Below are 23,909 nucleotides of genomic sequence, written 5' to 3'. Positions count from 1 at the left end.
ACGACGCATATGTTTAAATATGGCAAAAAAGCTGGCTACATGGGTATTGCGCTGCTCGTACTTGCGGTGATTCCGCTGGTGGTCGCAGCGTGTGTTATCCCCAACATTGGTCCCGAGGTGGCAACAAAGTTTAATGCTGCCGGCGAGGCGACGCGCTGGGGCAAGAGCTACGAGCTGCTGGCGTTGCCGGTGCTCAATCTGCTGCTGAGCGTGGCGACGTACTTTACGGCGGGACGCCAGGCAAAAAACAACGATGACTCCGCCGCCATGGCACGCATCGTGTGCGAGCGCTACCTGCGCAACGGTTGCATCACGGGTGTATTTCTCAACGTAATCAACGTCTACTTTATGTATTCGGCGATTACCGGTATGGGCTTTGGCCTGGGCTTTTAGCTTGCGCCTTTAGGCAACGAGCCTGCAAGCATATTCGATGGCTGCTGCGAGGCCGCCGCTCGATCGTGGTTGAAAGACCATGTCGGCGGCGGCCTCGTTTTCGTATCCGGCACCGCGAAGGGCGAGCGCGACGCCGGCTTCCAGGAGAAGGGGCAGGCCACGCTGGCTGGTTACGATTACGGCAGCCTGATTGAGCGAGCGGCTGTGCGCTTGGCATTGGATGGCAAGCGCACCTTGCGCCGGACAAGGGACCAGAACGGCGGCGACGCGACTTGATAGCAATGCAAATGCTGTGCGCTCATCGGGCGAAAGATATTCTGCTTCAACGACGACGAGCTTGGGCGGTGCGCTGTTTGTGCGAAGCGTGGCTCGGTACGTGCGGACCGAAGAACCCGACATAGAAAACTCCTGTGTATTCGGCAAAACGTAAACTATAGTTTACGTTTATGTTCGGCTCCATTTCAAACTCGGCTGCATGGACGAACGTGCGAAACAGATTCTTGGCAGGCGGGTCGAAGAGACACGCAGAGACCTTGGTATCTCCAAGGTTGATTTTTGTGTGGCGACAGGAATCAGCCGACCCTACCTCGACCGAATCGAAGATGGGACGGCAAATTTCACGCTCAAGGTTCTATTTAAGATCGCGCCCGCACTCGGCATGACGGTGTCAGAGCTTCTCGAGGGTATCGAGTAGCCTTTTTTTGCTAGATTTGCCGTTTGCTGAACGGGTCCCCCCGACGGCGGCGTGCAAAAACGCGAGTATTCAGCATCCCTCAATAATTTGACGGCAGCCGGGGCCACAAATACGACGCGTAATGTTTTGGATTATCCACAAAATTCAATAATATGAGGAATAACAAGCGCGCGGAACGAGTCTTTCGAGTCGAAAGGCAATTTACAGCCAGCGGTTTTAACGTTCCCGGAAGGGGCGGATGCTGAAAACTCCGCTTTTTGCACGTTCCGAGGGGTATCACGTGCCCTACAAGGCCCAAAGAGGCGGATTTTGTTTTAGCTACGCCATCGGGATGCGGTCGTGGTTGACTTGGCTGTAGAACAGGCGCTGAATCTCGGCCGCATCACGTGACTGGCCGAGTGCCCACATGGTCTTGGCCACGAGCGTCTCGGTGGTCATGTCGTCGCCGCGCAGAATGCCCGGATGATCCGCGTAAGCACGGCCGACCTCATAAACGCCCAAATCGAGGCCCTCTTCGGGGACCTGCGTGGTCATAACGACAGTACGGCCCGAATCGACCCAGCGGAAAATCGCCTCCTGGAATGACTCGCCCGACTCACCAAACTCGGGGATACCGCCAATGCCAAAGGTCTCCAGAATCATGGCGTCGTAGCTATCGGCAAGGGCGTCCAGGATACCCGGGTTCACGCCGGGTGTCAGCTTAAGGACAAACACGCGCGGGTCGATACTGTCGTAGAAACGAACCGGATTCTCATTCTGGTGAGTGCCGTGAAGCCCGTTGCGCACAATGCGGTCGTTGCGGATGTAGGCAATGGGCGGATAGTTGACACTAATGAACGCGTTAAAGCTCATGGTGCGCTGCTTGCGGGCACGCGTGCCGGCAATGGCTACGCCGCCAAACACGATTGAGACGTCGTGCGAGTGCTCGTCGAGCGCATAGAGCAGGCTCTGGTACAGGTTGAGCTTGGCGTCGGTAAATGGATTGCCCATGGGCTTTTGCGAGCCGGTGAGCACGATGGGCTTGGGGCTGTCCTGAATCAGGTAGGAAAGCGCTGCCGCGGTGTAGCTCATGGTGTCGGTGCCGTGCAGAATCACGAAGCCGTCGTGGTCGGCATAACCCTCGACGATGACGTCGCGGATACGCATCCAGTCGCTCGGGCGCATATTGGTGCTGTCGATGTTCATGGGCTGCACGACGTCGAGCTCGCAGAGGCCCGAGATCTCGGGGACGCTCTGGGCGAGCTCCTCACCGGTCAGGGCGGGGGAGAGGCCGTTGCCGTCCTCGGTCGATGCGATGGTGCCGCCCGTGGCGATGAGAAGGATGCGCTTCATGCTGGTATTCCTATCGTATTTGCCGCCGCAGAGGCGGAGTCGTTCGGCAGTATTGTGGCACAGGGCGTCCAATGTTCAAACGTATTACATCATCTGTAACGTTTGGTAACACTTCAATTGCCGTCAAATAGGGGCCCTGGTCGTGCGTTTGCCGTGCGCTGATGGCTGCGAGGGACGAGAAACCCCATATAACGTGTACACTATGGAAGTTATTTTCGTTCATTCACGCGGGTGGGCACCGGCTCCCCGCCAACAAGAGGGGGAAACCATGGATCAAAAGGCTTCCGCAAAGGTCCTCGTACTCGACTTTGGTGCGCAGTACGGTCAGCTCATTGCCCGTCGCGTCCGCGACCTCAACGTGTATTCCGAGATCGTTCCCTGCGACATCTCGGCCGATGAGATTCGCGAGATGAACGCCTCTGCGCTCATCCTTTCTGGCGGCCCGGCCTCCGTGTACGCCGAGGACGCTCCGTCCATCGACCCCGCCATCTTTGACCTGGGCCTTCCCGTCTTGGGCTTTTGCTACGGCCATCAGATTACGGCCGTGACGCTCGGCGGCAAGGTCGGTCACTCTGAGGTGGGCGAGTACGGCCGCGCCACTATCACGCGCACTGCCGGCGCCAAGCTCTTTAACTCCACGCCCATGGAGCAGACCGTGTGGATGAGCCATCGCGACGCTGTTTCCGAGGTGCCCGAGGGCTTTACCGTTACCGCCAGCACCGACGTGTGCCCGGTTGCCGCCATGGAGTGCGTCGAGCGCAAGATTTTCACCACGCAGTTCCACCCCGAGGTCAAGCACTCCGAGTACGGTCAGCAGCTGCTGAGCAACTTCCTGTTTGAGATCTGCGGCCTGGAGCCCAACTGGAGCATGGACAACCTGGTCGAGACCATGACGGCCGAGTTCCGCGAGAAGGTCGGCGACGACCGCGTGATTCTGGCCCTGTCCGGTGGCGTCGACTCCTCCGTCGTGGCTGCGCTGGGCGCTCGCGCCGTGGGCAAGCAGATGACCTGCGTGTTCATCAACCACGGTCTGCTGCGTAAGGGCGAGCCCGAGCAGGTGGAGGAGGTCTTCACCAAGCAGTTTGACGTCGACTTTATCCACGTCCACGCCGAGGACCGTTATGCCGAGCTTCTGGCCGGCGTGACCGAGCCCGAGGAGAAGCGCCGCATCATCGGTACGCAGTTCTGGAAAGAGTTCTTCGCGGTTGCTCAGCAGCTTGAGACCGATGGTAAACCCGTGAAGTACCTGGCTCAGGGCACCATCTACCCCGACATCATCGAGTCCGGCGCTCGCAAGACGGGCGGCAAGACGGCCACCATCAAGAGCCATCACAACCTGATCCCGTTCCCCGAGGGCGTGCACTTCGACCTCATTGAGCCGCTCGACCACTTCTTTAAGGACGAGGTCCGCGCGCTTGGTCTGGCGCTGGGTCTGCCGGGTCACATCGTGTTCCGTCAGCCTTTCCCGGGCCCGGGTCTTGCCATCCGCATCATCGGTGCGGTCGACAAGGAGAAGCTCGAGATCCTCAAGAACGCCGACGCTATCGTGCGCGAGGAGCTCGACGCCTACAACCAGCGCCTGTTTGAGCAGACCGGCGAGCGCAACTCCGAGCACAGCTGCTGGCAGTATTTTGCGGTCCTGCCCGACATCAAGTCCGTTGGCGTTATGGGCGACGAGCGCACCTATCAGCGCCCGATCATCTTGCGCGCCGTGGAGTCCAGCGACGCCATGACCGCCGACTGGGCCAAGCTGCCCTACGACGTCCTGGCCCGCATCTCCGGCCGCATCGTTGCCGAGGTCCCTGGCGCCAACCGCGTCTGCTACGACATTACGTCCAAGCCGCCCGCGACGATTGAGTGGGAATAGTAAATTCCTAAGTTATGGGGGTAGAATTTTGATTTCCTATAGGATATGCTCCCATTAATAAATGAATTGATCTGCTGCCTCAAATAGTAGGGCAGACGTTCGATATAGATTTGATAATGCAAGATAGCGGGCACGGTTTCAATAGAATCTGTGCCGCTGCTGTATATGTGGTGGTGCTTGTGATCGGTGCCTGCAATATTCTTGCCTGCGCTTCGGCCCTCGCCGCTCGAAATGCATCGCAAGGGGTTCCTCGCCGGCAATCTGTCTTCTCGCTGGAGGAGGGGTGGCCGTTCTTTTGGAGTCTCGAAACCAGCTAAAGTTGCTTACTGCGGGCTTGCTTGAGCCAGTTCCTTTTGAAAGGGCCGACACCGCCGAAGAACTTGCCGTACGTCTCGCCGCCCTCCCCGCCATCGAACTTGACCAGGGCGAGTTCGATGGCGGGGGAGATATCGCGCCCATGCGTTCTATTAGCCTTACCAGGTCGTTGAGCTGGCTACGGCGGTAGACGAGTGCGAGCAGATAGTAACGAGCCTTGCCGCCGCGGTCACTGCTCTCATCGACAAAGATGCTGAGCTCCTTGGCCAATGGAGACGCCTAAAGGAATAAAAAAGCCGGGGGACTCCCCCGGCACTTGGAGGTAGCTTAATGTGCCACCAATAACCTTATAGCCTGCGCTGGCGCTGAATACAAGAGGGAAGTGGAGAAAGACGCCCATACGAGCACCTGACTAGTAGCTGGCGGGCGTTGTCGAGGGCGGGTGCCCTCCAGCGTCTGGGCGTGAGCCTGTCGGTAGTTTCAGGCGGCGTCGCCTGCACGTCGTGCACCGCGGGATAGCCCTCCTGCGCCTCATTGGGACAATTATGAAATCGCCCTCGATCACACTGTTCTCGATGACGGTGCGCTCGAGTTTGGGCACCTTTTTGAATAGACTGTTTCTTATGGAAGCGCGTCCTTCGCGCGCTCATTTTCTTAGTCGGAAGATGGTGATGCGGAGGCGTGCCGCTGCTGCTAGGCGGGTGCTTTCGACGGGCGCGCACCCGCGCAAATCCCATAGTGCCTTATTGACCGCTCCTTTCGGCATATCTTCACTCAAGTCCCTACACTGCTTTTGCTTTCGTCGTCTCTATCCGCACACGATGAGGGTGACCAGTTCATCGAGTCGTTGTTCATCGGCAGCTGTTGGCTCGATGCCGCTGTTAAAGCGTTTTCCCATCTCGCTGAGTTCAGCCATTTGTTTATCGTTGGCGTCGAATTTTGGAACAGTGAGATAATCGACTACGCTCGTTCCGAGACTTAACGCCGATGCATACGCCCCGATTGCTCCCGATACCAAAGAGGAGTTAAGGAATGCTGTGAGATAAGCAGCCTCTGGTTCGGTTTGCACAGGGATGAAATAAACCTTGTGATCCGGAACAACCGTCTTCATCGTTCCACCGGGCATCGTCTCGGAGCCAATATAAGCCGCAACGAAGCTGGAGCCTGACATCTCCTTCCAAACCACCTTGTACGGAGCAAATGTGTACTTACCAACGGTCCATATGGACCAGAACGGCTTGCCTTTTTGGAAGCGGCGGTAGCTGGATCTGGTTTCAAGAACATTTTTGAAGCGGGCGAGATATTGAAAAAGCTGAGGTGACGTTGCGGGAAGCTTATCGTCACCAAACATGCCCGTCTGAGGTACGATGACGCAGCTTCCAGGGGATGGTGTTGCGTTAAAACGCGATATTTCACGACCCCGAAGGAGTGGATAGATATAGGAACTCTCAACATCGGCGGTTATGCGGGGCAGGCTGCGCCTCCCGTTTCTCGGATCGTTCGATATCCTCACAACATCAGGCACATTGGTCGCATGTGTGCTTACGAAGTAGATGCCATTTGCATCTGTTGTGACACCTTTTCGTGCGGAATAGCTCTTGTCGGATGAGGTGGCGTCCATTATCTGCGACCAAGCAGAGAGTTGGCCGTTCGACCCGACGAGCCACGGGCCATCGATGGTTCCGGGGATGGGAATGGCTTGTTTCTGTATGGGCATAGATAGAAGCTCGCCATCCACTGGCTTCCCTTGAGGCTTGCGATATTCGCGATATGTGACTGGATAAGCTGTATTTTCGCCATTACGTTTAATTATGAGAAGTGAGGGCCAATTTGCTACGCCTTCGAACGGGCGAATCGCTTTGTAGTCTTCAACGAGTTCGACGCTCATATTCTCTGAAGTTCCATTTTCATGGTGAAGAGTCCAGCGTCTGAAACCCTGGCTCGATTCATTTTTGAAAACCGTTCCTGTAATGAGGAATGCAAGCAATCCCCCTGGACGGACAAACCTATCCAAGGCGTGGTATGTGACAACGGTGGAGATGTCTGACTGAATGCCGCCAACCCAGTTATCCTCGCTAAAAATATCCATTCGTTCGCAGAGAGGTTTGATGAATTCAGCATACGGACGAGGAAGGTCGCTCCATTTGACCCAAGGAGGGTTGCCCACGACGTAGTCAACGTCATGCACGCAGCCTGCTTTAATTCTGTCGAAAAGAATGAAGCACAATATGCCGTTCCAGTGGTTTCTATGAAGCTCAACGAGGTCCGTTATTGTCTTTGCAAGGACATCTTTCATGTTGATGTCCAGGTACTTTACGGTTGGCGATATCTGTTCGAGTGTTACGGCTATGTCGCCGGCATCAAGGTCCGAGTCCACGCAAATGCGGAGATGGTCCATGACATCGTAGAAGTCTGGAGAGACTGCCATTTCGTAGGGAATAGCAAAAGTCTTCTCGCCCTTCTCTGTCAAGATGCTATGTGTGAAGACGCCGTCTTCAGGGTCAGCCGTATTTATGGCGTCTGCCAGAAATACGGGCAAGAGAGTTTTTCTGGATTCAGAGAAATGGCCTGCTAGGAACACGACGAGAGATGCTCGTGCTGTTAGAACGGCAAGCGGATTGAGGTCAAAACCGTATAAACCCTCGAGGATTTCACTGGCCGTATTCCGCGGGTGTGCATCTTCAAGTCGTCTCTTTACCGCTTCAAGTAGGAACGTTCCACTACCGCATGTCGGATCGAGAAGAGAGTCGTATAAATTCCACCCCGCGAGGTCGATCACATGTGCCGCTAGCCAGTCTGGTGTGTAGTACTCTCCCAAGGCATGGCGCATGGGAGTGGGCGTGAACTCCATATAGAGCCCCTTGAACAAGTCTATGACGGACTCGGAGCTTTTCCTAGCTACGTCAAAGTCCATTGAGCTTAGGCTATCCAGTAGGATTTGTAGTCCGCCTGCCAACGGCTTGAAGACGTCTGCTCCTAAGTACCACGAGAAGAAATCCGTGGTTAGCATATTCTGGATACCCTTTAGCTTGAAGTACATGCCGTTCTCGACATTCTTGAGGAATTCGAGTGACGTGGTATTTGGCTGGGCGGATTTATCGTCCATGTCAATTAAGGCGTGAACTGCACACACTTTAGCGACGATTGCGATGTAGGTGTTGAGAGCAAAGACATATGCCTGGGGGTACTCTTGGTAGTTGACCCCGTGCATCGCTGAGGCACTCGAGAGATAGGTCTGCAATCGCTCCGAGCCAGTACCATCCACCTGGCCAAAGAGGCGAGCCCACTCCGTGAATATCAATTTTGTTCGCGTCGTTCTCGAATTGTTTATCGCACCGACAATTGCTTGGTATAGCGAAGGAATGACGTTCTTGCCGACCTCTGTTTCCGGTCCAATAAACTGTTTGAGTGCCATAGGGCTAACGAGTGGTTTGCCTCCGCGGTCGATGAGGGTGAGCAGCCTGTGGAGGCAAACCGCATCGAATGACTCGGGGTCGTTCCAAAAGAAGTCGCCATCACGCACGTCGCCAAATGATATGGTCTCTCCATCCCAGACAACAAGGGAATAAGCGCCGTTGCGCCTGCCTTCTTCCTCTGCCAGGAGATTGCAATAATCTTCTGACTGCTGCCGCGCATGCCGAAGCTGAGCGCCTGCCATATGATTGAAAGACCTAGGGGGCTCATACTCTATGATCGTTGATCCATGTACCGCATCTAGGCGGAAGCTTCCAGAGCGAAATGAATGTTCATACGTATATGGATTCCAGAAGATACCGCAGGAGCTGCAAATCGTCCTTAGGATGTCTTCGACTTCAATCTTAAGTTGTTCCTCGTTCTGCGCTGCCTGAGCTGTACGGAGAATTTTCGAAGCATATGGTGCAAGTTCGGCAATGGGCGGTATGGAGGTTATTTCTGTGGCGTGGGTCATCTACATCCCGTCTTCCTCGTTATCCATGATTGCTACGTCAAGCGGCAAACCGTCGCGCCTTGCCACGGCTCGAAGGAAGATGTTAGCCGCTGTGGATAGAGACAACCCGAGTTCGTCGAAGATTTCACTGGACCAATCTTTTACTTCTGGGCCAATCCTAATCGCTGCAGTCGAACATTTAGCTATGGATCGTCTTTCGATTGATATGTGAATTACATTGTACATGATGCTGCCAGAGCGGTAGATATGTTGAGTAGCCTGGCCGAGTTAATGAGATTAGCTCTTGGGTCTCTGCGGCGTGGAGTTTTGACACTCCCAAAAGTGTAATTAGATTCGAGTTTTAGGAGTATTTCTTGAAAGGCGATAGGTCGAAGCGCCACAATAGATGTCTCGAGGAGGCGACGCTCTTTCGTAACGCCGGCTTCTCCAATTTAATCGCGGGCGCGCGAAGGTCGAAGCGCAGTGGCCGATCTCTCTCTATGCCACACATTACGACCTGCACGGCAAGGCGCTCCTCAAGACGAATCCAAATCAATGAGTGAGCGTCATTATCCCTGAGGACGATGTGAGACCGTTTCATGGGCAGTGAAACTGGATTTATTGATCCTCTTGATCCAATCCAAGTTCTTTCAAGTCTTTTTCGTTTTGGATATCTTCAGTGGTTTTCTTGCCAGTGATAGCACCGTAGGCTTCTTTTATGCCGTTTTTCACTGCCCATTTGATAACGAAATACAGCGCAATCAAAATAATGATAGCCGTTCCTCCGCTTATGCCCAGTTCATTCCACATGATTCAATTCTCCTAATTTCAATTTGCTGCTTATTTGTAGTCTTCGATTATAACTTGAACCCTGCCTGGGACAATCGCAGTCATTGGCCCTGAGCAGCTGCACTGAAAACCGGCATTCGCCGTTATGATTTGGCAGCCTCGTATTCAAGATGCATATATCGAATGCGAGTTGGATGGAGAACGACTGTCGACGAGTTATGAATGGATAGCCGCGTCGGTTTCGAGTGGAACCGGTGCCGCTTCTGCATAAGGCTTGCCGCAAATGGCGATTAATGCCCGCGATGCTTCAGCTTCCGCTGCTCGAAGCGTACCTCCGCCTCGTCAGCGCGGCGTTGGCTTCTTGTGTGGGCCGACTCCCGTTTCATTGTCTCCCGCTGACGCGCGAGCGCCTGCTGCGCCTTGGCGCCCATCGCCGGGTGCTTAAGGGCCTTCGATGCCTCGCGGGCGGGGCACTTGGGGGATTTCGCAAGATTTCTCGTCTCTGCGGGTTCGTCGCCGAAGAACGCGAGCTGCGCCCATTTGCTTGTAGCGAATTGCAGAATCTCCTCATCGGACAGTTCCGCACCGAAGACGATGCGGGTCGAGCATGATTGAAAAGCTCGGGCTTACAGCGCAAAACCCTCGCGATTTCCACGACAATGATCTTCATCACAACGCCTGACGCCATAAACCAAAAAAAAGGGGTTCTTTAGCCTGTTGCGAGCTGACCGCGCGAGAACAGCGCCGCGAGCGCATCATGAGCAGGCAGGACTACATCATGGCGCAGCTTGTCGGCACCGAGATAGCGGTGAGGCCGTCGTCGCGGGTCCAGCGAGCGCCGCGCGACTCCGTGAGGAGTCTGGCGGAGCGGCTCCTCGCCGTGTGAGAAGCCGACGAGCTCGATGCGGACCTCCAGAAGCAGCTCGCCCTGGTCATGGAGTTCTTCAACGGGCTCGGCGAGGCCCCGTCGGTCGGAAGGCGCGCAAAGCGCGAGAAAGGGCCCAGCGACGATCTCTTCGGGATGTCTCGATGCTAACCCCAGGCCGCGATTGGGAGACGCAACCGCTCCCGGGCGCACGCGCGCGTGCCGGCGCGGCGAGGGACCGCAGGCGCGATGCGTGGGCGGCCAAGGCAATCAGAGGCAATTTGATGAAAAAAGTATATACTATTTTCATCAAAAAGGAGGAACGCCATGACAGAAGCAGAGGCCATCGCTAAGCGCATAGAGAGCTTCGGCTCCGGTAGGGCCTTCACGGCCGCCGACTTCTCCGACGTCGCAGGCCGACGCAACGCTGCCAACGCGCTCGGGCGCTTGCATGCAAAGGGGGAGATCGCCCGCGCCGTCCGCGGCGTCTACTATGTGCCGGAGCGCAGCGCGCTCATGGGCACCGAGGTGCCGGCCAGCGCCGACGAGGTCGTGCGCGCCGTCGCCCGTGCCAACAAGTGGATCGTTGCGCCGTCCGGCGACGCGGCGCTCAACGCGCTGGGCCTCGACACGCAGGTGCCCGCGAAGCTCGTCTACGTCAGCAGCGGCCCGTACAAGCGCTACGAGTACGGGCCGTACGATATCGAGCTCCGGCACCGCGCCAACCGCGACCTGCTCGACTGCTCGCAAATCACCTGCACCATCGTGCAGGCCCTCAAGGCGCTCGGACGCGAGAACATGGGCGACGAGGAAATCAGAACGCTCGCGCGCAACCTCACGGAGGAGCAGGCCAGCGCGTTCCTGGAAGAGTCGGCGGGGCTCACATCCTGGGTTGCCGACGCCGCGAAGAAGATATGGGAGGCGAAGCATGGACAGGATCGCTAGGGCCTCGACCGGCGAGCGCAGACTGGTCTTCGAGGCCGCCGCGCAGAGGATGGCGCTTGCGCCGGCCATCGTCGAGAAGGACTTCTGGGTGTGCTACACCTTGGACCACCTTTTCCACAGAAGCGGCTTCGCCGAGTCCATGGTGTTCAAGGGCGGCACGAGCCTGTCGAAGGCTTTCGGGCTCATCGAGCGCTTCTCGGAGGACATCGACCTCATACTCGATTGGCGACTCCTGGGCTACGGCGAGGACGAACCGTGGGAGCCGCGCAGCAACTCGGCGCAGGAGCGGTTCAAGGCCGACAGCATCGAGCGCACGAACGCCTTCCTGGCCGACGCCTTTGCCCCGAAGCTCTGGGCTACGCTCTCCGAGTCCCTCGGCACCGAAGCGTCCGTTAGGTGCGGGGCCGAGGAGGAGACCGTGTACTTCGACTACCCGCGCTCCTACGAGTCGGCGGGCACGCTCGACACCATCAAGCTGGAGATAGGACCCATGGCGGCATGGTCGCCTTCCGAGGAGGCGGCGATAACCCCGTACGCGGCGGACGTGGTTCCGTTCGGGCCCGAGCTGTCGACCACGGTGCGCACCGCGAGTCCCGAGCGCACGTTTTGGGAGAAGGCCACCATCCTGCACCAGGAGGCCAACAGGCCCGAGGGCAAGGCTATGCCCAGGCGCTACTCCCGCCATTACTACGACATGTACCGCCTTGGCCACTCGTTCGTGCTCGGCCGCGCCGTAGCGCAGCCCGGCCTCCTCGAACAGGTCGTCAGGTTCAAGGAGAAGTTCTACCGCACGCCGTGGGCCAAGCTGGCCGATGCGAGGCCCGGCACACTCAGGCTCGCCCCTCCAAAGGACAGGCTCGACGAGTTGGCGGCCGATTACGCCTCGATGAGGCCGATGCTGTTCGGCGGCTACCCGAGCATCGATGAGATAGTCGCCTACATGGTGGAGCTCGAGGAGACCATCAACGGGCTAAGCTGATCAAGGCTGTCCCAATTCCGGGCGCCTGCCAGAATCGAAGAGGCGGAGCGGGCAACGCGATGGCTTTCCCGCCGAGAGCAGCGGAAGCCGGCTCGAACGCTACGCCCGTAACGACCGAGACGGCCGGCACGACTAACGAGGCGGAGGCGGAACCCGCGAGGCGCTGGGTCGAGGAGACGCGGCGCGTCTGGATAGTCGACCAGGAGGCGTGGAGCGAACAGCTGCCCGTCTACGAGATGCGCGAGCGGTCCATCTGCAGCATCTGCGGTGCCGACATCACGGGCGCTACCTTCCCACACAGCAAGCAGCACATACTCGCTGGCGAGGGATCTGGTTACCACAGCGAGGTGCAGCAGGTGCAGGTGGGCACAAGGACCGTGACCCACGACGAGGTTGGCCACTGGGAGACCGTCGTCACCGGCGGCCACTGGGAGTAACGCGAGTTTTTCGACTTTTTGGATGTGCCGGGACTCCATAGTCTTTCTGGGATAATGGCACTATCGAGAAAGTGGGTGGGAAATGGATTACCAGTCTCTGTACGACGAGTTCGCGGACAAGGCGTTGGCGGACATCAAGCTATCGAAGAAGTTCGCAGGCGCCAATGAGTTCAACAGCGGATTCCTTTTTGGAACCGATGATTGCAATTGCGCAAGCATGAAGCAGATGCAGCGAAACTGGGCTGACGCGGCGCCTGGCCTATTCGCTGACTTTGCAAGGAAGCTGGCATCTGGGCATTCCATCGAAACCTTCGACCTGCCATCCACGTCAAGATGGAAGAACGCCGGCTTCGGTTACATTGCGGACGGGGGGAAGCATGCATGCGTCATGCTATGGCCAAGCATCGACCATAGCCCGCTTAACCACACTAAGAGCAACTCCATGTTCTGGGCGTTCGAGTTGGTGGAGAACGGGGAGGTTGACGACGTCTACCTTGTATGGCTTGCGGATAAGGCCAACGTCAAGCTTCGCGAGAGGCTTGGCTGCTGGTACGAGTCTTCCTCTCCGCGCGGCGTCAAGCACGTCTCTGCAACAGATTGGTTCGAGAGGACTTTCGGAAAGGAAGAGGCCGACCGTTTGACCGACGTGGCTGGCAGGGTGAGAACGGAGGGCCGACTTGTCCAGGGGTTCACGGTTGTTGCCCTGCCCACCGAGCATGAGCTCGGCTCCTTCAGACAAGAGCGCCTTCGCGACTACGAGGCGATCGAGCTTCCTCTTATCAGGTACCGTCTGATGGGAAGAGGGATGTCGGAGCGCGACATCGATATCTTGTCGCGCAACATTCAGCGCAAAGATCTGTTCGAAATACTCTTCGGGCAAGCCAGCTTCGCCGTCAGCTTTCTGTCGTCAGAGTGGCGCTACAGGCTCAACACCCTCTCCGAGAATGTCGAGCAGACCGGAACGGTCGCTGGCTACATCAAGGCGATAGAGCAGATGATGTTCGACCTTCTTCCGCTTTGGGCGAACAGGGACTACAAGGTGGCGTTTGGCGCCGTAAAGGCCCGGAACCCTGCCGTCCCGCTCACCCCAGCCCTCCTGGCGGAGAAGGACAAAGAGGCAACGTTGGGCCCGCTTGCCTATCTATTTGCAAGCTACCAGCACGAATATTTCAACGCGCGCATCTACGATCCTGAGATTGATTACAAGTCCTTTCGCGAGCTCCTGTTCGGGCGGCTGCGGTCGTTCATGGACAACACCCGCAACGGGAAGCTCCATAAGTCCAACTTCTACGACCTAGGCAAGGTTAGGGAAATCAGGGACGAGGTTCTTGACATCATGTTCATGCTGCTCGGCGGCCTACGGCTTGACGAAGAACAGCTCAAGTATCTTGACGGCATGAGAGCCCAGGGCGAATCGAGTCCCGACGACCTCGCGGAGATGGCAAAGGCCCTCAATGAGGGACTCGATGGTTTAACCGTCAGCTCAATCGAGAGCGCGCATCTCATCGCTATAGAGCATCATGACGACACCCACCTCTGGTCCATCGCTCTGTCGATAATGGGTGACGGGATCGACAGCCATAACTCCTACTACTACTCTCCGCTGCGCGGGCTGTCGCAGGATGAAGAGCTGGAAAACATTGATCGCCTATTCAGAAGGTACCGCTCGGAAAGGTGCGCCTCTGATGCCCTTGCAGAGGTTCTGACCGAGTACGTCGTCTTTAGCGTTAAATCCGAGCCGTTTCATGTCCCCTTGCAATAGCATCTCGCTCGGCTCCCAGAGCGCTTTCAAGCATGGAGATATAGCCCTCGTGCGCCGCCTCGTAATCTTCGACGAACTGCCGAAGCGTATCGGCGCTGCATGACGAAAGGCCCCGAAAGGTCCTGGCCCAGGTGAGGCCTTTCGGCTTTGCAAGGAAAACGCCTCCTCCCATACCGAAAAGCCAACGGTAGAGGGTTGGAGACAGCTGCGTCCTCACGCAGGCGTAGCCATGGGGATTGCCGGCATCGTCCTCGGAGACGTGCGAAAAAACCAAGTCGTGACCGAACCTGTCGTAGGCATATTGGGCGCAACGCCCCTCGACTTTGAGGAAAAGCGTCCTGCTGGTCCCGTCGCCGTACATGTCAATCCGCTCTCGGACGTCGGCGGCCACCCTTCTCCTAAGCTCGTCAACCCTGCCGGGGTTGCGGAGCTTCTTCCCCGATACCATCGCGTTCGTCATATGGTCCAGCCTGCGGAAAAAGGATTCGCCCTCGGGAACCTCGTCAGTTGTCACGCAGGTCTCAAGATAGTAGTGTCCGAAGCTGTAGACGAGGCAAACGGGGTCTTCGGACGAGATCTGGCGGTCAATCAGCTCATCCCCGTTCATCAAGTGGCGGCGATAACGGAAGCAGAGCTGTTCGTTGTTGCGAATCGCGGAGGAGGCGGCGGCCATCGCCGCAAGTGCGTTCATGCCCTCATGGGTTTCGCGCTCATCGACAAAGATCGATTCGACCATCTCTTCCAGCTCGCGGTCGGACATGATTTCCTCGAGCTTCGCGCAAAGGCGAGCGCGCTGCTCCTCATTGACGAACTTGCTCGTTCTCACCATGCCCATCAGGAGCGAAGAGTCATGCGATGAAAAGGGCTTTGCCGCGCAGCGGTACCCGGTTTTCTCGCCCCGCCCAGGCTTTATGACTTCGGCTCCGAAGGGGCTGCATGATGCCAAAGCGTCGAGATCGGCGCGGACGGAGTTTTCGGCCACATTGCTCCCCGACAGTCGCGAGAGAACCCGAGCTATTTCCTGCGAGGTGAGTCCCTCGTTCTCGTCGGTGAAATCGCATAGCAGGCGCGCGACTGCCAGCAAGCGCTGTCGCGTTCCGCTCTCAATCGCGCCGCATCTCTCGAGAAAAGCCGCTATCTCAATGTCCGTCAGCTTCCTCGACATGGTTTCCTCGTTTCTATTGAATGACATTAAATATTGTAGGTCATTAGAGCGTCTGCATTCGAACGGCAGGGCTCTTATTCGAGAAACTGTCCTCAGTAAAACCCGTAGAGGAGGAGGAACTGATGACCGACAAGAGCCGTTTGGAAGATAAACACTTCGAAAAGGCGGGAAGTGGCCGCGACATGGACACGTGGTTCTTCAGGTTGATGGCTGCCGCCGTGACGTGCATGACCGTGGCGCTCCTCGCTGGAATGGCATGCCACATCGCCCTCACGTTCAAGCTGCTCGTCTAGACTAACCCCACGAAAGGAACGACCATGGACAGCAAGAACATCGCAAAGGCCGCCACCGAGCTCGTCGACTCGCCCGAGGGTGCGCTGAAGACCGTCAGGGAAGCCATCGGGTACGCGCTCGAGGTCAACCCAACGAAGGAGCAGGCCGCCATTGCGGTCGCCGCGCTGATGGCGTCGGTCGCCTTCTATGCGATCAAGAAGAACTACAGTTTCGCATACGACAAGCTGTCGTTCACCGCGCCGTCGGCCGGGTAGTGCGAGCGAGGGAAACGCCCAGAAGGAGGGACGGAGCCATAGGCCCCGGCCCTCTCTCGTGGTTTACAGGCTTTACCCTGTGCGGGGCGCGTAGCGCGCCGCATCAGAAACCACCCGCTATGCGGGTGGGGCCAAACGGCTTTACAAAGCCGCCCCCTCGCCGGACACTTGCGATTGTTCAGGCCGCAAGGAATCCGAGTCGAGAGGGCGGTGGTGGCGTATGGCCCAGAAGGCCTACAGCCTGTCGCACACGAAGTGGATGTGCAAGTACCACGTCGTGTTCACGCCGAAGTATAGGCGCAAAGTCATCTACAACCAAATAAGGTCCGACCTTGGGGAGATCTTCAGGAAGCTCTGCCGGTACAAGGGGATAGAGATCATCGAGGGGCACCTGATGCCCGACCACGTCCACATGCTGCTGGCGATACCGCCGAAGTACAGCGTGTCGAGCGTGATGGGCTACCTGAAGGGGGAAGAGCTCGCTGATGGTATTCGACAGGCACGCGAACATGAAGTACAAGTTCGGCAACAGGAAGTTCTGGGCCGAGGGCTACTACGTGTCCACCGTCGGCCTGAACGAGGCGCCGATCGCGAAGTACATCCGGGAGCAGGAGAGGGCCGACATCGCGCTCGACCGGCTGAGCGTCAAGGAGTACGAGGACCCCTTCGATAGGGGGCCGGGGCGTAAATAGCGCCGGTTTGACCGGCCCGCCACGGGTCAATCTGCAGTGCGGCCCGAACCCCGTGAGGGCCGGCGCCTTTAGACGCGTGCCGGAAATCCAAGGGTTATACCCTAAGAGCAAACCACCCCTTTTAGGGGTGGTTTTGATTACCTCGTGAAAACTATCTGAAGAAGATCCGCGGCTTCTACCTTCGGGCGAACTGACTACGAAGCTAACCGAGCGCTGCACCGAATTCGAGATGCATATATCGAATACGAATAAGGCGGAGATTGGCTGTTGACGAGCGGCGCAATAGACGGCGGTGTCGGTTTCAAGTGAAACTGACACCGCTTCTGTATACGGGTTTAAGGCTCGCTGCAAATGGCGATCAATGCCCACGATGCTTCTGCTTGCGCTTCAGCTTTCGCTGCTCGAAGCGCGCCTCCGCCTCATCCGCGCGACGCTGGCTTCTTACTTGAGCCGACTCCCGCTTCATCGCTTCCCGCTGTGCTGTGAGCGCCTGTTGTGCCTTGGTGCTCATCGCTGGCTGCTTGAGGGCTTTCGCCGCCTCGCGAGCGCGCCGCTTGGGGTTCTTCGCGGGCTTGCTTGTTTCCGTGGCCTCGTCACCGAAGAACGCGAGCTCCGCCCATTTGCTTGTAGCGAATCGCAGGATTTCCTCATCGGACGGTTCTGCGCCGAAGACGATGCGGGCGACGCCGTACCTTCCGTCCTCGACGTGCTCCGCCAGCCCGACCCAGAATTGCCCGTCGTGATATACGGTCAGGGTGGACGACACACTGATCTGCATGGCTGGTTCCTCCTTTATGTAGATGACCATGCAGAGAAGGGACAACCAAGGAGGTAGGTTACTGATGCGGACTAGCGCACGCCCACGACTACCCGACGGGGACTGTGTTTTCATCTCTGATGTCCGCATTGTAGCACGCGTGAATGCGCCCGGCATCGCTGCTGACATGGCGCGACTGGGAATTGCTCCTCGATGCATCCCTGTGCATATTGCCCCCCCGGTTTCGAAACTTTAAAAAAATTCGAGTTTCGAAACCGAGGAGGACCGAATGATGGCTTGGGTAGACCGCAATACGTAGGAAGTTTCGCCATCGCCTATGCTGAACATGAGGTCGTCTTCCTCCAATCCGATCAGGCTGACCGAGCAATCAGCACCTGGATCGACATTCCCCTGCACATGAACCCGCTTATGCGCGCGAACGGGGGGCTACAAGGGCATGACCGCGCAGGAAGCGCTTGAGGTAGCGAACGGGGCCGAGCATCGCCCTGCGCCGGCCTTGGTATCAGGTCCTCGCGCTGGGCGGTAATCCGAGGATCGGGAGTAAGGATTTGCCCAGCATCGATAATGCTCAGCTATACCCTTATTCCGTCTCCCTGCTCTTGCGGTATTCCGCGAGCCTGTCGTTCAATTCGCGGGTCTCGCGGCTCAGCTTGGCGTTGAAAGCAAGAGTGAGGACCGCCAGGATGGCGAGAAAGACAACCGTGAAGGTAACCCACGCCCCGGGGTTGTTCACGGGAACCCAAGCAAAGACAAACGCCAATGCACAGAGGGCTGCGTAGAGGCAAACGTCGAACAGCGCCAGGCGCGCGGGATACGCCATCTGTCTGATCACCGCGGGCGTGAAGAACACGAACTGCAGCGCGGGGACGGTGACGCACGCGGCGAGAATCGACCAGCAATAGTTAATGCCCTGCTTGGCGGTGTCATCAGCGAAACAAGTCCCTAATGCCAAGAAGGCTATCATGGCAACAGTGAAGCCGATACAGGTGCTTTTCACGAGTTGCCTGAGGTTTTCCACGGGCGTCTTTTTATCGGTGTCGATAATGTCCCTGTTAATCATTTCGGTCTCCCTTCCTTCGTTTCGACTGCTTCAGACCGAGCTTCGATTTGACGTCGGGCGCATACTGGCGCGAGATAACGACCTGCTCACCGTTTTCCAAGGTGGCGATGATCCTGCCGTTGACGTCGGGCTTGAGGGCGGTGATCGCGCGGAAGTTGACGATGCAACCTTTCGCGATGCGCAGGAAGTCGCAGTCCGCCAGGCGCTCCTCCATCTCGTAAAGGCGCAGGCCCGTCTCGAGAACCGTGTCGGCCGTATAAATGAACGTGTGCTTGTCGACCGACTCGATGAACAGGACGTCTTCTGCGCTCAGCACACGCGTGCAGCCGTCGGCCGTGCCCGTCACCTTCCTGTCAAGCATGCGCAGCCGAGCCGCTATATCAAGCACGCGGCGATCGACCCTTACGCAGACGATCGTGACTTCTATATCTTGAGCTGCTTCTCGCTCTTCGATTGTGATCTTCATGCGTCCTCCCTTCGGGTTGCTCTCATGCTAGCTGACGAAGATAGCTGAACCTTCGGCGTTTAACCAAGCTGCGCAGTCGAGGAACCAAGATGCAGACTGGATTTGAATGACACCCGAGGGCCTTCGTGTCTATTTCTGAACGCATCCAGCTATTGAAGCTCAAGACCGTGATCCGCCATTCCATCAAGCCGATTTAGCGAAACGAGCGCCGCCGTGCGGTCCGGCTTTTGGGGTTTATCAATTGGCAGTCCGCGATGATCGAGCAGGCTGCCTGCCTCCCGGCAGGTGCGTAATTCCTTTAGTCGATTCATCTCGAGGTGCGTTCTTTGCTCATCTTGTGGCGCAGAGTTATGAAACTCCCAAAAGTGTAATCAGATTCGAGTTTTAGGAGCAGCTCTTGAAAGGCGATAGACTGAAACGCCGTAATAGATACCTCGAGGAAGCGATGCTCTTTCGTGATGCCGACCTTATCAGGGTAAGCACGGGCGCGCGAAGGACAAAGCGCAGGGGACGACCTCTCTATGCCACACGTTACGACCTGCACGTTAAGGCGCTCCTCAAGACGAATTCAAATGAATGAGTGAGCATCATTGTCCCCGAGGACAAAGCGAGGCCGTTTTAGGGGCAGTGAAACTGGATTTATCGATCCTCTTGATCCAATCCAAGTTCTTTCAACTCTTTTTCGTTTTGGATATCTTCGGCGGTATTCTTGCCAGTGACAGCACCGTAGGCCTCTTTTATGCCGTTTTTCACTGCCCATTTGATAACGAAATACAGCGCAATCATCATTCCGAGCAGTTGCGGTGAGTGTCGACATTCGCCGATATAACATGGACACAACGTCCCGTTTGTGTTCTTCAATCGCCTGCACGTTCTTCCTATTCTTGGGTTGTCGAACAAGCCATAGAGAAAAGGAAGAAAACATGGACACCGACAAGACCTGCGCGGAATCGATCGCCAAGCAATACGCGCCCAAAAGCGCCTCCAAGCTCACCGCGCTCAAGAAGCTCGATGCCAAAGCAAAGCGCCCCGCGAACGTCTTCGCCTACAGCTTTGGCATCGCTTCCTCGCTGTTGTTGGGTGTGGGCATGTGCCTGACCATGGGTGTGCTGGGACCTGGCGAGGGCACGTTGTTTGTGCTCGGAATCGTCCTTGGTATCTTGGGTATCGCAGGCGCAAGCGTGAACCTTGTTCTGTATCGCTGGATTCTGGAAACCTCTAAGAAGAAATACGCCTTTGAGATAATGGAGCTTGCCAAGGGAATTGCCGGCGAATAGCTTTTGGCATCAGGGAGAGGCAGGCTTGGGTGAACAGGCAGCAGAGCAGATACTTTACGACGGCGCAGCTTATGGACGAGGCTTTGCTCGACTTGCTGCAGAACAAGGGCGCGGAGTTCATAACCGTTAAGGAGATTTGCAAGAAGGCCGGGGTGGGGCGCTCTACGTTCTACCTTCACTACCAGGGTGTCCCTGACCTCGTGAAGGAGTGTTCGGAACATGTGAACACCAAGCTCTTCGAGCGCTTTGAACAAAGCGCCGCAGACACGATCGGGGCTATCCGTACGGCTTCCCTCGATGAGCTCGTTTTCGTAACCGACGAGTATCTGAGGCCCTACCTCGAGTTCGTCCAAGACAACTGCTCCATCTATCGCGCGATGCTCGCAAACGGGCATACGCTGCAAGCTCAGGAGCGATTCGAGGCCCTAGCGAAGCACATCATCGACCCAGTGTTGGAGCGCTTTGGCTATCCCAGCGAGCAGCGGGCCTTCGTCATCAGTTTTTATGTGCATGGGCTCTCCGCCGTGGTACAGGACTGGATTCGGAGCGGCTGCGAAACGCCTATCGATGAGATGGTGCGCATTATCAAAACCTGCGTGCATCCGAACGGCACGAACCGATGTCTTGCCAACGCTAAAGAGAGGCGCGAATGAAACGATGTGACGGCGACGCCCCCTAGGCGCCATGCGCGCAGGCCGCGCACCTGCATTGAGAATACTGCGAAAGGAACGGAAAATGAAAGCAGCAATCTACCTTGGTAAAGGGCGTGTATCCCTTTCCGCTGCTCGCGCGGGCCGACTCCAGCCGTGCCGGGACCGCCAGCGCGGCCTCGAAGCCGTTTGCGGCGAGAACCAAGGAGGAGGGTTTCCCGTGATGGCGATAGGACGGAGGGGTTTCTGTAGGCGTGTAACCAGTAGGAGCTACTTATCGAAGCCCGCCGCCGCGGAGCTGCTCCTTGTAGTTCTCGCCCCAAGCTCTCATTGCGTCAAGAACGGGTCTGAGTGTCTGTCCCAGGTCGGTGAGCGAGTACTCCACCCGTGGGGGCACCTCTGCGAACGCTTCACGATGAACGAGCCCCGTTTCCTCCATGGTTCGTAGGTTGCTGGTCAGAACTTTCTGCGAAATCTTGCCGATCGAGCGTTGCAGCTCCTTAAAGCGCATCGTGCCTTTGAGCGAGAGTTCGCGCAGGATGAGCACCTGCCACTTGTTGCCGATGAGCAAAAGCGTTGTCTCCACTGGGCAGGCAGGCAGGTTCTCCAAAGTCGGTGTTGTCATGTTCGCGAAACCTCCGTCTGCAATCATGCACGTCATTTACATTAGTTTCCTTTTGGTGCTTACAGCACTTTTATGTGCCTACTTTCCATTATATACCTTTGACGCGTATCGTATGAGCTGCAAGGAAAGCGGCGTCGAGTGCCGCAGGTCGAAAGGAAAGCATGATGACCAAGAAAATCGCAGTTGTAGCAGCGAACGGCAGGGCCGGCAGCCTCATCGTTGAGGAGGCCGTGCGTCGCGGATTCGACGTGACCGCCATCGTACGCGGCGAGAATAGGACCGCCGCTCAGAACTCCGTCATCAAAGACGCACTCGAGCTCACGACGGAAGACCTCGAAGGATTCGACGCCGTGGTGGACGCCGTGGGCGGCTGGACGCCCGAGACCATCCCCGGTATCACCGACGCGGGCATCCACTTGGCTAATGTGCTGGTCGGCACCGATGTGCGCCTGCTCATAGTGGGTGGCGCGGGCTCGCTGTTCGTCAACCCCGAGCATACGGTCACCGTCGATATGGGCCCGGACTTCCCCGATGACTGGAAGCCGCTGTCCGCCGCGGCCGGCAAAGTCCTTGCTCACCTTCGCGAAACGGACGGCCTCAAATGGACCTTCGTTTCCCCTGCTGCTGACTTCCAGGCCGACGGCGAGCGCACCGGTGAGTATATCTTGGCGGGCGAGGAGTTCACACTCAACAGCCGCGGCGAGTCAACGCTCTCGTACGCTGACTATGCGATCGCCATGGTCGATGAGATCGAGTCCGGTGACCACGTCGCCCAGCGCATCTCGGTTGTGAGCAAGTAGCTTCATGCCGTTTGGGAAACGGGAGGGTCGATTCCAGTCGCATCGACCCTCCCGTTGCGTACCGGGGCAACCAGTCTTGTTGCCTAAGTTGTGACATCTTAAACAATGGTTGAGTTTCAGAAGGGGCGTTTTTGGTACTACCGAGCGTGAGCGTTCTCGTAGGCCTCTTTGATATCTTCTGGCAAACCGTCGGGAATCATGGCCCTCAGCTCAGTCTCATTCTCGCCCTGATTCAGCTGCCCGTAGAACCAGCATTTGTACTTCAGCATGTCCAGCGCGCGGTTCATGTTCGCGATCTCTAGCTCCATGTGGGCCTTCCGCTCCTCGAACATGGCCTTGCGTTTGGGGTATGTCGATGGACCCTCCGCGCACCATTCCATGAACAGCCGGATGTCCTTGATCTCCATCCCCGCTTTCTTGAAGCATTCGATGACCCGAAGCGCCTCGAGTTCCGTATCGCCGAATTGCCGAATGCCGGACGTCCGCTCCAATGCCGGGAACAATCCCTGCTTGTCGTAATAGCGCAGCGTTGAGGCGGGCAAACCGAACATCTCCGAAACCTGTCCGATTGTGTACATGGCTCCTCCGAATCAATCTCGAATTCATTCCTTGACCTAAAGTCAGGTTTAGGTATTACCTTCATTCTCGTCATTAGAACAGGGATTGCAAAGGGTGTTCCGTAATGAGGAAACAGATTTGCACCTAAACCATCGACAGGGGGAGATCGATCATGGCAATTAAACAGACGGCAGGCAGGGATGCCCTGGGGGAGTTCGCCCCCAAGTTCGCACAGCTCAATGACGATGTGCTGTTTGGCGAGGTGTGGAGTCGAGAAGACGGGCTTTCCCTTCGAGACCGCAGCGTGGTGACGGTTGTGGCCCTGATGGCGCAGGGACTGACGGACTCTTCGTTTAAATATCATCTGATGTCCGCAAAGAACAACGGGGTGACCAGGGCGGAGATAGCGGAAATCCTTACGCACGCGGCGTTTTATGCGGGATGGCCCAAGGCGTGGGCGGCCTTCCGCATGGCAAAGGAGGTCTGGGCGGATGACGATGCCGCTGATGCAAAAGCCGAGCACCAAAACGAGATGGCCTTTCCCATCGGTGCCCCCAACGACGCATTCGCGAAGTACTTTATCGGGCAAAGCTACCTCGCGCCTCTATCAACCGAGCAGGTTGGCGTCTACAACGTGACGTTCGAGCCCGGCTGCCGCAACAACTGGCACGTGCACCACGCCAAAAACGGCGGCGGACAGATTCTCATCTGCGTGGCTGGTCGAGGGTTTTACCAGGAATGGGGTAAGCCGGCGCAGAAACTGCACCCTGGCGACGTGGTCAACATTGCCCCAGGGGTGAAGCACTGGCACGGAGCCGCACCCGACAGCTGGTTCTCACATCTCGCGTTGGAGGTTCCGGGCGAGGAAGCCTCCAACGAGTGGTTGGAACCTGTGAACGATGAGGATTATCTCAAAGCGACTGACAAGGAGGCTTAAATACCTTCGCCGTCCGCGCCGCCGAGAGCAGGGCGCCCAAATCGGCCTGGATCGCCCCTGCCTTGCTT

Annotated in this window: 26 protein-coding genes and 1 pseudogene; 14 read left to right on the top strand and 13 right to left on the bottom strand. The window is 57.2% G+C overall.

What is annotated here, in order from left to right; genetic code table 11:
* The first annotated feature begins 9 nt into the window (after nt 1-9).
* Nucleotides 10-393: a DUF1648 domain-containing protein gene (locus DW892_RS01810; RefSeq protein ID WP_117765273.1), complete on the top strand. Its 384-nt coding sequence runs from the start codon at nt 10-12 to the stop codon at nt 391-393.
* Nucleotides 394-402: 9 nt separating this feature from the next.
* Here DW892_RS01810 and DW892_RS01805 read toward each other — a convergent pair whose 3' ends face one another.
* Nucleotides 403-792, bottom strand: coding sequence for a hypothetical protein (locus tag DW892_RS01805; protein ID WP_117765271.1), 390 nt, complete (start codon nt 790-792; stop codon nt 403-405).
* A gap of 76 nt (nt 793-868) precedes the next feature.
* Between DW892_RS01805 and DW892_RS01800 the strand changes: the two genes are divergently transcribed.
* Nucleotides 869-1,087, top strand: coding sequence for a helix-turn-helix domain-containing protein (locus DW892_RS01800; protein ID WP_035136926.1), 219 nt, complete (start codon nt 869-871; stop codon nt 1,085-1,087).
* A 318-nt stretch (nt 1,088-1,405) separates the two neighbouring features.
* Here the strand turns inward: DW892_RS01800 and DW892_RS01795 are convergent, their stop codons facing one another.
* On the bottom strand, nt 1,406-2,419 hold the full coding sequence (locus DW892_RS01795; RefSeq protein ID WP_117765269.1) for an asparaginase: 1,014 nt from the start codon (nt 2,417-2,419) through the stop codon (nt 1,406-1,408).
* A gap of 268 nt (nt 2,420-2,687) precedes the next feature.
* Here DW892_RS01795 and guaA point away from each other — a divergent pair, with 268 nt between their 5' ends.
* Nucleotides 2,688-4,286 (top strand): glutamine-hydrolyzing GMP synthase, encoded by a 1,599-nt coding sequence (gene guaA / locus DW892_RS01790; RefSeq protein WP_035136929.1) that lies wholly within the window; start codon nt 2,688-2,690, stop codon nt 4,284-4,286.
* A gap of 1,123 nt (nt 4,287-5,409) precedes the next feature.
* Here the strand turns inward: guaA and DW892_RS01780 are convergent.
* The 4 genes from DW892_RS01780 to DW892_RS01760 all read right to left on the bottom strand — a co-directional run bounded on the left by DW892_RS01780 (nt 5,410) and on the right by DW892_RS01760 (nt 9,893).
* A complete protein-coding gene (locus DW892_RS01780) occupies nt 5,410-8,529 on the bottom strand; it encodes an N-6 DNA methylase (RefSeq protein ID WP_117765265.1) in 3,120 nt (1,039 codons plus the stop codon).
* The gene (locus DW892_RS01775; protein ID WP_117765263.1) at nt 8,530-8,754 is read right to left on the bottom strand and encodes a type II toxin-antitoxin system RelB/DinJ family antitoxin; all 225 of its coding nucleotides are present in this window, start codon (nt 8,752-8,754) and stop codon (nt 8,530-8,532) included.
* A gap of 372 nt (nt 8,755-9,126) precedes the next feature.
* The gene (locus DW892_RS01765; RefSeq protein WP_117765259.1) at nt 9,127-9,318 is read right to left on the bottom strand and encodes a DUF6019 family protein; all 192 of its coding nucleotides are present in this window, start codon (nt 9,316-9,318) and stop codon (nt 9,127-9,129) included.
* Nucleotides 9,319-9,587: 269 nt separating this feature from the next.
* A complete protein-coding gene (locus DW892_RS01760) occupies nt 9,588-9,893 on the bottom strand; it encodes a DUF2992 family protein (protein ID WP_117765257.1) in 306 nt (101 codons plus the stop codon).
* Nucleotides 9,894-10,489: 596 nt separating this feature from the next.
* Between DW892_RS01760 and DW892_RS01755 the strand changes: the two genes are divergently transcribed.
* The 4 genes from DW892_RS01755 (at nt 10,490) to DW892_RS01740 (ending at nt 14,285) form a co-directional block, all read left to right on the top strand.
* Complete coding sequence (locus tag DW892_RS01755) at nt 10,490-11,107, top strand: DUF6088 family protein (protein ID WP_117765255.1); 618 nt, start codon at nt 10,490-10,492, stop codon at nt 11,105-11,107.
* Nucleotides 11,091-12,086 carry a nucleotidyl transferase AbiEii/AbiGii toxin family protein gene (locus DW892_RS01750; protein ID WP_117765253.1) on the top strand — a complete coding sequence of 332 codons (996 nt, stop codon included), beginning with the start codon at nt 11,091-11,093 and terminating at the stop codon, nt 12,084-12,086. Before DW892_RS01755 ends, DW892_RS01750 begins: the two co-directional genes overlap by 17 nt.
* A 236-nt stretch (nt 12,087-12,322) precedes the next feature.
* Nucleotides 12,323-12,523: a hypothetical protein gene (locus DW892_RS10275; RefSeq protein WP_147349829.1), complete on the top strand. Its 201-nt coding sequence runs from the start codon at nt 12,323-12,325 to the stop codon at nt 12,521-12,523.
* An 82-nt stretch (nt 12,524-12,605) separates the two neighbouring features.
* Nucleotides 12,606-14,285 carry a hypothetical protein gene (locus DW892_RS01740; protein WP_117765249.1) on the top strand — a complete coding sequence of 560 codons (1,680 nt, stop codon included), beginning with the start codon at nt 12,606-12,608 and terminating at the stop codon, nt 14,283-14,285.
* Here the strand turns inward: DW892_RS01740 and DW892_RS01735 are convergent.
* Complete coding sequence (locus tag DW892_RS01735; RefSeq protein ID WP_158566996.1) at nt 14,251-15,450, bottom strand: WYL domain-containing protein; 1,200 nt, start codon at nt 15,448-15,450, stop codon at nt 14,251-14,253. The genes DW892_RS01740 and DW892_RS01735 overlap by 35 nt on opposite strands.
* 122 nt (nt 15,451-15,572) lie before the next feature.
* Here DW892_RS01735 and DW892_RS10360 point away from each other — a divergent pair, with 122 nt between their 5' ends.
* The 3 genes and pseudogenes from DW892_RS10360 to tnpA all read left to right on the top strand — a co-directional run bounded on the left by DW892_RS10360 (nt 15,573) and on the right by tnpA (nt 16,690).
* Nucleotides 15,573-15,743 (top strand): hypothetical protein, encoded by a 171-nt coding sequence (locus DW892_RS10360; RefSeq protein WP_158566994.1) that lies wholly within the window; start codon nt 15,573-15,575, stop codon nt 15,741-15,743.
* A gap of 24 nt (nt 15,744-15,767) precedes the next feature.
* The gene (locus DW892_RS01730; RefSeq protein ID WP_117765245.1) at nt 15,768-15,998 is read left to right on the top strand and encodes a hypothetical protein; all 231 of its coding nucleotides are present in this window, start codon (nt 15,768-15,770) and stop codon (nt 15,996-15,998) included.
* A gap of 220 nt (nt 15,999-16,218) precedes the next feature.
* Nucleotides 16,219-16,690: pseudogene (gene tnpA, locus DW892_RS01725) on the top strand (IS200/IS605 family transposase).
* A 358-nt stretch (nt 16,691-17,048) separates the two neighbouring features.
* Here the strand turns inward: tnpA and DW892_RS01720 are convergent.
* The 4 genes from DW892_RS01720 to DW892_RS10270 form a co-directional block, all read right to left on the bottom strand.
* Nucleotides 17,049-17,468 (bottom strand): YjdF family protein, encoded by a 420-nt coding sequence (locus tag DW892_RS01720; protein ID WP_117765243.1) that lies wholly within the window; start codon nt 17,466-17,468, stop codon nt 17,049-17,051.
* Between the two features lie 580 nt (nt 17,469-18,048).
* The gene (locus DW892_RS01715; protein WP_117765241.1) at nt 18,049-18,528 is read right to left on the bottom strand and encodes a DUF3021 family protein; all 480 of its coding nucleotides are present in this window, start codon (nt 18,526-18,528) and stop codon (nt 18,049-18,051) included.
* Entirely contained in the window at nt 18,521-18,994 is a 474-nt protein-coding gene (locus DW892_RS01710; protein WP_117765239.1) for a LytTR family DNA-binding domain-containing protein, read from the bottom strand. Before DW892_RS01710 ends, DW892_RS01715 begins: the two co-directional genes overlap by 8 nt.
* A gap of 639 nt (nt 18,995-19,633) precedes the next feature.
* A complete protein-coding gene (locus tag DW892_RS10270; RefSeq protein ID WP_147346295.1) occupies nt 19,634-19,855 on the bottom strand; it encodes a DUF6019 family protein in 222 nt (73 codons plus the stop codon).
* 62 nt (nt 19,856-19,917) lie between these two features.
* Between DW892_RS10270 and DW892_RS01700 the strand changes: the two genes are divergently transcribed.
* Nucleotides 19,918-20,271: a dihydropteridine reductase gene (locus tag DW892_RS01700; protein WP_117765235.1), complete on the top strand. Its 354-nt coding sequence runs from the start codon at nt 19,918-19,920 to the stop codon at nt 20,269-20,271.
* Nucleotides 20,272-20,300: 29 nt separating this feature from the next.
* Nucleotides 20,301-20,924, top strand: coding sequence for a TetR/AcrR family transcriptional regulator (locus DW892_RS01695; protein WP_117765233.1), 624 nt, complete (start codon nt 20,301-20,303; stop codon nt 20,922-20,924).
* A gap of 271 nt (nt 20,925-21,195) precedes the next feature.
* Here the strand turns inward: DW892_RS01695 and DW892_RS01690 are convergent, their stop codons facing one another.
* On the bottom strand, nt 21,196-21,573 hold the full coding sequence (locus DW892_RS01690; protein WP_369831937.1) for a winged helix-turn-helix transcriptional regulator: 378 nt from the start codon (nt 21,571-21,573) through the stop codon (nt 21,196-21,198).
* Nucleotides 21,574-21,707: 134 nt separating this feature from the next.
* On the opposite strand from DW892_RS01690, the gene DW892_RS01685 reads away from it, so the two are divergent.
* Nucleotides 21,708-22,346: an NAD(P)-dependent oxidoreductase gene (locus tag DW892_RS01685; protein WP_117635864.1), complete on the top strand. Its 639-nt coding sequence runs from the start codon at nt 21,708-21,710 to the stop codon at nt 22,344-22,346.
* 137 nt (nt 22,347-22,483) lie between these two features.
* Here the strand turns inward: DW892_RS01685 and DW892_RS01680 are convergent, their stop codons facing one another.
* Nucleotides 22,484-22,924 carry a MerR family transcriptional regulator gene (locus tag DW892_RS01680; RefSeq protein WP_117765231.1) on the bottom strand — a complete coding sequence of 147 codons (441 nt, stop codon included), beginning with the start codon at nt 22,922-22,924 and terminating at the stop codon, nt 22,484-22,486.
* 152 nt (nt 22,925-23,076) lie between these two features.
* Between DW892_RS01680 and DW892_RS01675 the strand changes: the two genes are divergently transcribed.
* Nucleotides 23,077-23,841 (top strand): carboxymuconolactone decarboxylase family protein, encoded by a 765-nt coding sequence (locus tag DW892_RS01675; RefSeq protein ID WP_117635862.1) that lies wholly within the window; start codon nt 23,077-23,079, stop codon nt 23,839-23,841.
* Nucleotides 23,842-23,909 lie beyond the last annotated feature (68 nt).

It is taken from the genome of Collinsella sp. AM40-7AC (assembly GCF_003468125.1).
In the GTDB taxonomy this organism is placed as follows: Bacteria; Actinomycetota; Coriobacteriia; order Coriobacteriales; family Coriobacteriaceae; genus Collinsella; species Collinsella aerofaciens_O.
Note: the sequence above shows the minus strand (reverse complement) of the source record. Positions and strands in the feature narration are given on the sequence as shown.

Coding starts and splice junctions, on each gene's coding strand:
- DW892_RS01795 (WP_117765269.1), bottom strand. CDS start 2,419: ATGAAGCGCATCCTTCTCATCGCCACGGGCGGCACCATCGCATCGACC.
- DW892_RS01685 (WP_117635864.1), top strand. CDS start 21,708: ATGATGACCAAGAAAATCGCAGTTGTAGCAGCGAACGGCAGGGCCGGC.
- DW892_RS01675 (WP_117635862.1), top strand. CDS start 23,077: ATGGCAATTAAACAGACGGCAGGCAGGGATGCCCTGGGGGAGTTCGCC.
- DW892_RS01700 (WP_117765235.1), top strand. CDS start 19,918: ATGGACACCGACAAGACCTGCGCGGAATCGATCGCCAAGCAATACGCG.
- DW892_RS01710 (WP_117765239.1), bottom strand. CDS start 18,994: ATGAAGATCACAATCGAAGAGCGAGAAGCAGCTCAAGATATAGAAGTC.
- DW892_RS10360 (WP_158566994.1), top strand. CDS start 15,573: ATGACCGACAAGAGCCGTTTGGAAGATAAACACTTCGAAAAGGCGGGA.
- DW892_RS01800 (WP_035136926.1), top strand. CDS start 869: ATGGACGAACGTGCGAAACAGATTCTTGGCAGGCGGGTCGAAGAGACA.
- DW892_RS01805 (WP_117765271.1), bottom strand. CDS start 792: ATGTCGGGTTCTTCGGTCCGCACGTACCGAGCCACGCTTCGCACAAAC.
- DW892_RS01810 (WP_117765273.1), top strand. CDS start 10: ATGTTTAAATATGGCAAAAAAGCTGGCTACATGGGTATTGCGCTGCTC.
- guaA (WP_035136929.1), top strand. CDS start 2,688: ATGGATCAAAAGGCTTCCGCAAAGGTCCTCGTACTCGACTTTGGTGCG.
- DW892_RS01740 (WP_117765249.1), top strand. CDS start 12,606: ATGGATTACCAGTCTCTGTACGACGAGTTCGCGGACAAGGCGTTGGCG.
- DW892_RS01755 (WP_117765255.1), top strand. CDS start 10,490: ATGACAGAAGCAGAGGCCATCGCTAAGCGCATAGAGAGCTTCGGCTCC.
- DW892_RS01715 (WP_117765241.1), bottom strand. CDS start 18,528: ATGATTAACAGGGACATTATCGACACCGATAAAAAGACGCCCGTGGAA.
- DW892_RS01765 (WP_117765259.1), bottom strand. CDS start 9,318: ATGTGGAATGAACTGGGCATAAGCGGAGGAACGGCTATCATTATTTTG.
- DW892_RS01735 (WP_158566996.1), bottom strand. CDS start 15,450: ATGTCGAGGAAGCTGACGGACATTGAGATAGCGGCTTTTCTCGAGAGA.
- DW892_RS01775 (WP_117765263.1), bottom strand. CDS start 8,754: ATGTACAATGTAATTCACATATCAATCGAAAGACGATCCATAGCTAAA.
- DW892_RS01690 (WP_369831937.1), bottom strand. CDS start 21,573: ATGATTGCAGACGGAGGTTTCGCGAACATGACAACACCGACTTTGGAG.
- DW892_RS01730 (WP_117765245.1), top strand. CDS start 15,768: ATGGACAGCAAGAACATCGCAAAGGCCGCCACCGAGCTCGTCGACTCG.
- DW892_RS01780 (WP_117765265.1), bottom strand. CDS start 8,529: ATGACCCACGCCACAGAAATAACCTCCATACCGCCCATTGCCGAACTT.
- DW892_RS01720 (WP_117765243.1), bottom strand. CDS start 17,468: ATGCAGATCAGTGTGTCGTCCACCCTGACCGTATATCACGACGGGCAA.
- DW892_RS01750 (WP_117765253.1), top strand. CDS start 11,091: ATGGACAGGATCGCTAGGGCCTCGACCGGCGAGCGCAGACTGGTCTTC.
- DW892_RS01680 (WP_117765231.1), bottom strand. CDS start 22,924: ATGTACACAATCGGACAGGTTTCGGAGATGTTCGGTTTGCCCGCCTCA.
- DW892_RS10275 (WP_147349829.1), top strand. CDS start 12,323: ATGCGCGAGCGGTCCATCTGCAGCATCTGCGGTGCCGACATCACGGGC.